The sequence below is a fragment of the Streptomyces sp. NPDC006925 genome, assembly GCF_042869575.1.
GTDB lineage: Bacteria > Actinomycetota > Actinomycetes > Streptomycetales > Streptomycetaceae > Streptomyces.
Genome location: NZ_JBIAGB010000049.1, coordinates 1 through 5,682, shown reverse-complemented (window position 1 = coordinate 5,682; position 5,682 = coordinate 1). Strand labels below are relative to the sequence as shown.

The window sequence follows — 5,682 nt, the reverse complement described above, 5'->3', positions numbered from 1 at the left end:
ATCGAACAGCAGAAGCGGCCCGACTGAGCGGGCCGCCGCCGTGGGGCGATTCACCCCCGCCCTGAAGGACGGGGCACTCTCGCTAAGCGCCTCGGCAGCGCTTCACGGTACAGCGGAGCTCGCCCGCGGCGGAGCGGCCGCCCGGCCCACGCCCAGGACGGGCTCGGGCTCGGCTCGGGCTCAGGCGGTCAGCGGGTGCCGCGCTCCCCGCCGTTGACGTTGAGCACCTGCGCGGTGATGTCGCGCGCCGCGGGCGAGGCCAGGAACGCGACGGCCCCCGCGATGTCCTCCGGACGGCCCGGCCGGTCGACCGCGGTGGAGGCGATGAGATGCGCGCGCCGCTCGGGGGTGAGGTGGTCACCGAAGAACTCGGTGTCGGCCACGTATCCCGGCGAGACGACGTTTGCCGTGATGTCGCGCGCGCCCAGCTCGCGGGCCAGGCCGAGGTTCCAGGAGGCGAGTCCCGCCTTGGCCGCGCCGTAGGCGCCCGCGCCCTTGTCGGCCGCGATGGAACCGATGCTGACGACCGCGCCGCCCTCGGCCAGCCGGTCCTCGACCGCCTTGGTCGTCAGCGCCGCGGTCAGCAGGTTGGCATCCAGATTGGCGCGGAAGCTCCGGGCGAACCGCGCCAAGGGGCTGAGCTCAACCTCCGCGGCGGCTTCCGCCGGACCGAAATCGGTGTTCCCGCCCGCGTTGTTGACCAGTACGTCGAGCCGCTCGGGCAGCGATGGCAGCAGCCGGGCCACTGCCTCCGGGTCGGTGTGGTCGCAGACGACGGCCTGTGCGCCGATCCGTTCGGCGGCCGCCGCCAGGGGAGCCTGCCGCCGACCGGTCAGCACCACCGTGTCCCCCTGCTCCGCGAAGTGCCGCGCCACGGCAGCCCCGATGCCTGTCGCTCCACCGGTGACCAGGATGCCGCGTGCCATAGAGTGTCCTCCAGATTTGTTCAGGACTAAATTTAGAACTAAACGTAATGTGGAGAAGCGGCCATGGCAAGCGACGAGCACCCGCTGGACACCCCGTCCGACTACCCCGTGGCGGACATCGCCGCCGCGTGGGAACGCGAGCGTCCAGGTACCCCCGTCTCCTCGATCGGCATCGTCACGCCGCTGTGGCGGCTGGCCAAGCTGTTCGCCGACGACCGCCGCCGGGTGCTCGCCCACGCCGGCGTCGACGTCGCCACTCTGGACCTGCTCAGCATGCTGCGGCGCGCGGGTGAGCCGTACGCCCTCACCACCCGCGAACTGGCGGACCGCTCCATGGTCACCGCCGGCGCCATCTCCCAACGGGTCGCCCGGGCCGAACAGGAGGGACTGGTCACCCGGCGCCCCGGCGAGGGCCGCCGCCGTTCGGTCGTCGTGGAATTGACCACCGCCGGACACCGGCTGGTCGAGTCCACCGTCGACCAGGTCCTCACCCGTGAGGCCGAACTGCTGACGGGCCTCGCACCGGACCAGCAGGAACAGCTCACCGGGTTGCTGCGGGTGCTCCTGCAGGACGTGCAGCACCGGTTGAACGACCACCGCCTGACGCAGGTGGGCGAACAGGAGTGACCAGCGACCAGGTGTACTGATCCACGAGCGTGGACGACGTCAGGCCCGCCTGATCACGGCGAAGAGAGAGGTACGGCAGAGTCCGACAGGGCCGACCGGCCACAAGGGGCGCCTCACAGGTGGGACGGGATCACTCGGCTCCTGGCCCGCTGCCGCTCTCACACGGCTATCGGAACCCACGGCATCGCCTCACGCCATCCCCCGCGGTCGTACGCCCAGTCGATCATCACCTTGGCGATCGGCGCCGGGCCGATCATCTCGTGTGGCCTGGGGACATGGGCCTGGAAGTGCTTGTCCGCGCTGCCTTCGCGGTACTCCACCTGGTAGCTCATGTCGTCGTTCAGATACACCTGCATGTAGTGCTGATCCACAGGCTCAAGGTCGAGCCTTTCCAAGATCACGAACCGGTGCCGCAGGTTCATGTCCGCCAGCAGATCGTGCAGAACTTCCTCGCTCGGATCGTCCACCGCACGCCCGTCGTCTTCGATCGCCCGCAGTACTGGTTGCGCCACGCTCGCGACTCTACTGATCCACCAGGGGCCACCCACCCACCAGTGCCCCTTCGGACGCGGCCCGAGGACCGGACTCGTGGCACCATCGGCCCCTCCCCCGTCCCGGGAGCGGTCCCGGCACCTCCCGCGTCCGCGCCGCACGCTCAGTCCGCCGTCCCGGCCGCCAACTCGCAGGCGCGCGCGTACTCCCGCACCAGCGGCCGGCGGTCATCGGCGCGCCAGGCCAGCGCGAAGCGGCTGGGCGAGATGCCCCGCACCGTACGGGTGATGACTCCGCCGAGGGTGATCAGCGGACTGTTCCCGACTGCCAACAGCACCACCCCGAGACCGGCGACGAGAGCCTCGTACGTCTCCTCGGTGCTCGCCACCTCCGCGCCTATCCGTGCCGGTCTTCCGCCACGCTCTTCGGTGGCGAGCCAGTAGTCCCGCAGCGGCCCGGCACTGTCGGGCAGCGCGAGGAACGGCTCGTCCAGCAGGTCGGTGAAGTCGACGCGCTCCCTGTCGGCGAGCGGGTGCGTATCGGGCAGGGCGACCAGGCGGGGTTCCTCGGCGACCACCACCCACCGGTAGCGGTCCGGACCGGGCAGCGGCAGCCAGACGAACGCCACGTCGCACGTGCCGTCGGCGAGCCCGGCGGTCGGGTCGTGCCAGGAGACCTGGCGCAGCCGGAGACGGGCGTCGGGGCGCGCGGCGGTGAAGCGGGAACGGATCGCGGGGAGCACGCCCCCACGCCCCGGGCTGGTGCTCATCCCCACGACGAGGGCGGCCGCCTGGTCGGCGACGGCCCGGGCGACTGCCGCCTGCGCCTCCTCCCACTCGGCGAGGATGCGCTGAGCATGCGGCAGCAGCGCGGCACCGACCGCGCTCAGGCGCACGTCGCGCCGATCGCGTTCGAACAACGCGGCCCCCACCTGCTTCTCCAGCATCCTGATCTGCTTGCTCAGCGCGGGCTGCGAGACGTACAGCCGCTCCGCCGCACGCGTGAAGTGCAGTTCCTCGGCCACTGCCGCGAAGTACCTCAGATCCCGCCCGTGAACGTCCATAACCATCGGCTATCACAGCAGAGCTTGGACCGGCAACGGGACTGCCCGGCACGGTAGTTCCCACGCGGACCGCACACGGACCGCCGAGCACAGGCGGGCCACCCATCGCAGGGAGACGGACATGAACAAGGTTTGGCTGATCACCGGAGCGAGCAGCGGGTTCGGGCGGGCGATCACCGAAGCGGCGGTGGCCGCAGGCGACATCGTGGTCGCCGCCGCCCGCCGCACCGCGCCGCTCGACGACCTGGTCGCCGCACATCCGGACCAGGTCGAGGCGCTGCCGCTGGATGTCACCGACAGCGCGGCCGGTCAGGCCGCGGTCGACGGCGTGGTGGCGCGGCACGGCCGACTGGACGTCCTGGTCAACAACGCCGGGCGGGGCATGGTGGGTGCGGTGGAGGAGAGCACCGACGCGGAACTGCGGGACCTGATGGACCTGCACTTCTTCGGCCCGGCCGCGCTCACCCGGGCCGCGCTGCCGCACATGCGCCGCCAGGGCTCGGGCGCGATCGTGCAGTTGACCAGCATGGGCGGACGGTTCGCCCTCGCCGGGGTCGGCGCCTACTGCTCCACCAAGTTCGCCCTGGAGGGGCTTTCCGAGGCGCTGGCCGCCGAGGTCGCCCCGCACGGCATCCGGGTACTGATCGTCGAACCGGGCGCATTCCGTACCGGGTTCGCCGACCCCGCGACGCTGCAGCCCTCCTCGGCCCTGGACGCCTACCAGGACACCGTCGGCCCCGTCCGTTCCGGACTGCCGGAGGGAAGCGGCTGCGAACCCGGGGACCCGGCCAAGGCCGCGGCCGCCGTCCTCACCGCGCTGGACGCCGACGAACCGCCGCTGCGGCTGCCGCTCGGCAACGACGCCGCCGCTGCGATCACGGACCATCTCGACCGTGCCGGCGCCGAACTCCGCTCCTGGGAGAAGCTCACCCGCTCGACCGACTTCGACGACTGACACCTCCGGCCGCCTCCGTCCCGTTCCGCCGGCCGGAATCTCGTACCCCCACGCGGAACGCCTCCCGTACCACTGCCCGCCCCTGCCGCCCCGCGTACCTTCGCTCGTCCCACCCGTGTCTCCACGCGGGAACAGCAGCCCGGGAACGGCAGCACCGGGGAGCTGCCCTCAGACAGCAGGCGTTCGTTCCAGCACAAGCCGCACACTTTCAAGGAGCCCCCCAGGTGCGTCCTCGGGAACTACCGGTGGAAGACGATGCTCGGGCAGGTGTCGGGATCCGTTTCCACGAACAGATCGGGCTTGTTCCGGGTGCCGCCGATTTCCAGATACTGCGGTTCGGTGGGCATCCGTTGCTCGGGGGTGCCGCGGAGGAAGTCGAGCTTGATCTGGCGGAACTCCTCTCCACCGGTGGTTTCCTCTTGGCGGAACTCCCAGGTCCCCTCACCCTGGAACCCCTTGCCGGCAGGGCCGTCCTCGCCCAGCTCCTCCAGCGAGATCGCCCAATTTTTCACCCGCACTGTGCCGACCTGAGCCGTACGCCCCTCAGGATACTGGGTGGAGGCGTGCCCGAGAGTGACGCGCATGCCGTGCGGGCCCTGGTAGTCGCCGTTCAGGTCACTGGCGCGCACCGTGGTGCTCGACTTCGGACACGGGCCCGAAGCGTCGTCCAGGACCGTGCACGAGGTAAGGGTGACCAGAGCGCAGGCGGCCACCACTGCCGCCCTGCGTGACACCGTGCCGCTCGGCCTTCGTGTGGGGACAGCCGAGCCGTGAGTCGTCATGGAAGCCATCGTTTCAGTGATCATCCGGAGCTTCGAAGCGGGGCGGGTGGATGCGCTCCGTCCAAGTCATCTTTTCGTGGATGCCCGTGCCGGAACCTGCAGGGGGATTGAGCTTCTCCTGCCACTTCGGGTAGCCGGGGAGAAAGGATTCGACGTCCGTGTCGTTGTTGAGCGTGTACTGCACCACGATGGAGCCGTCCGGTTCCTCGGACTTGACCGTGTAGTCGACGTCGTAGGAACCGAGGAGGGACTGGGCCTCGTTGGTGTCTCCTCCCCAGAGGTTGTCGAGTCCGCTCAGGCCCGTCATGTCCTTGGCGAACATCTTGGCCTGGTCGCCGCGCCCCTCCCCGGAAATCTTGTGCTTCACCCGTCCGGCCAGCTCACCCTCACGCCATTTCTGCAACGTCTGGTTGCGGATCGACGCCATGCTGTCGCTCTTTTGTAGCTGCTTGACGAATGGATCCCCCTGGTGGAACTGGCGGTTCGGCTCGAATGTCCCCTTGCCGAAGATCCAGCCCCAACCTGTGGATCGGGGTGTTGCGTTGTTCGGGCCCGCGTGCGGACTCTTGCCGTCCAGGACGCGGGTGTAGGCGTCGAATTCTTCGGGGCTGATGCTGCCCGTGCTGTCCAGGTTGGTGTGCTGGGGTTCGGCGTTGAACCACGGGCCGAGGCCGACATCGGCCAGCAGCGCATAGGCGAGTTTGTTGTCGATGAACAGCCCGCCGCGCAAGGCAGCATTCAATTGACTTCCTCCCGGCCCTGAAGGACCGGGATTCCCATCTGCTCCCACACCGGCTTGTGATCGGGTGCGGGTCGCTCTGGGTGGGTTCCTGCTTC

General features: G+C 69.8%; 7 protein-coding genes. 2 read left to right on the top strand and 5 right to left on the bottom strand.

The window, feature by feature from the left end; all coding sequences use genetic code 11:
- Positions 1-188: 188 nt before the first annotated feature.
- The gene (locus ACFYNS_RS31800; protein ID WP_388606367.1) at positions 189-926 is read right to left on the bottom strand and encodes an SDR family NAD(P)-dependent oxidoreductase; all 738 of its coding nucleotides are present in this window, start codon (positions 924-926) and stop codon (positions 189-191) included.
- A gap of 63 nt (positions 927-989) precedes the next feature.
- On the opposite strand from ACFYNS_RS31800, the gene ACFYNS_RS31795 reads away from it, so the two are divergent.
- Positions 990-1,553 carry a MarR family winged helix-turn-helix transcriptional regulator gene (locus ACFYNS_RS31795; protein WP_388606365.1) on the top strand — a complete coding sequence of 188 codons (564 nt, stop codon included), beginning with the start codon at positions 990-992 and terminating at the stop codon, positions 1,551-1,553.
- Between the two features lie 158 nt (positions 1,554-1,711).
- Here the strand turns inward: ACFYNS_RS31795 and ACFYNS_RS31790 are convergent, their stop codons facing one another.
- Positions 1,712-2,065, bottom strand: a complete 354-nt coding sequence (locus tag ACFYNS_RS31790; RefSeq protein ID WP_388606363.1) for a hypothetical protein — start codon at positions 2,063-2,065, stop codon at positions 1,712-1,714.
- A gap of 143 nt (positions 2,066-2,208) precedes the next feature.
- Positions 2,209-3,114 carry a LysR substrate-binding domain-containing protein gene (locus tag ACFYNS_RS31785; RefSeq protein ID WP_388606362.1) on the bottom strand — a complete coding sequence of 302 codons (906 nt, stop codon included), beginning with the start codon at positions 3,112-3,114 and terminating at the stop codon, positions 2,209-2,211.
- 115 nt (positions 3,115-3,229) lie between these two features.
- Between ACFYNS_RS31785 and ACFYNS_RS31780 the strand changes: the two genes are divergently transcribed.
- Positions 3,230-4,063, top strand: a complete 834-nt coding sequence (locus ACFYNS_RS31780) for an oxidoreductase (protein WP_388606360.1) — start codon at positions 3,230-3,232, stop codon at positions 4,061-4,063.
- Between the two features lie 239 nt (positions 4,064-4,302).
- Here ACFYNS_RS31780 and ACFYNS_RS31775 read toward each other — a convergent pair whose 3' ends face one another.
- Positions 4,303-4,692, bottom strand: coding sequence for a hypothetical protein (locus ACFYNS_RS31775; protein ID WP_388606359.1), 390 nt, complete (start codon positions 4,690-4,692; stop codon positions 4,303-4,305).
- A gap of 166 nt (positions 4,693-4,858) precedes the next feature.
- Positions 4,859-5,587: a hypothetical protein gene (locus tag ACFYNS_RS31770; RefSeq protein ID WP_360302925.1), complete on the bottom strand. Its 729-nt coding sequence runs from the start codon at positions 5,585-5,587 to the stop codon at positions 4,859-4,861.
- Positions 5,588-5,682: the final 95 nt, after the last annotated feature.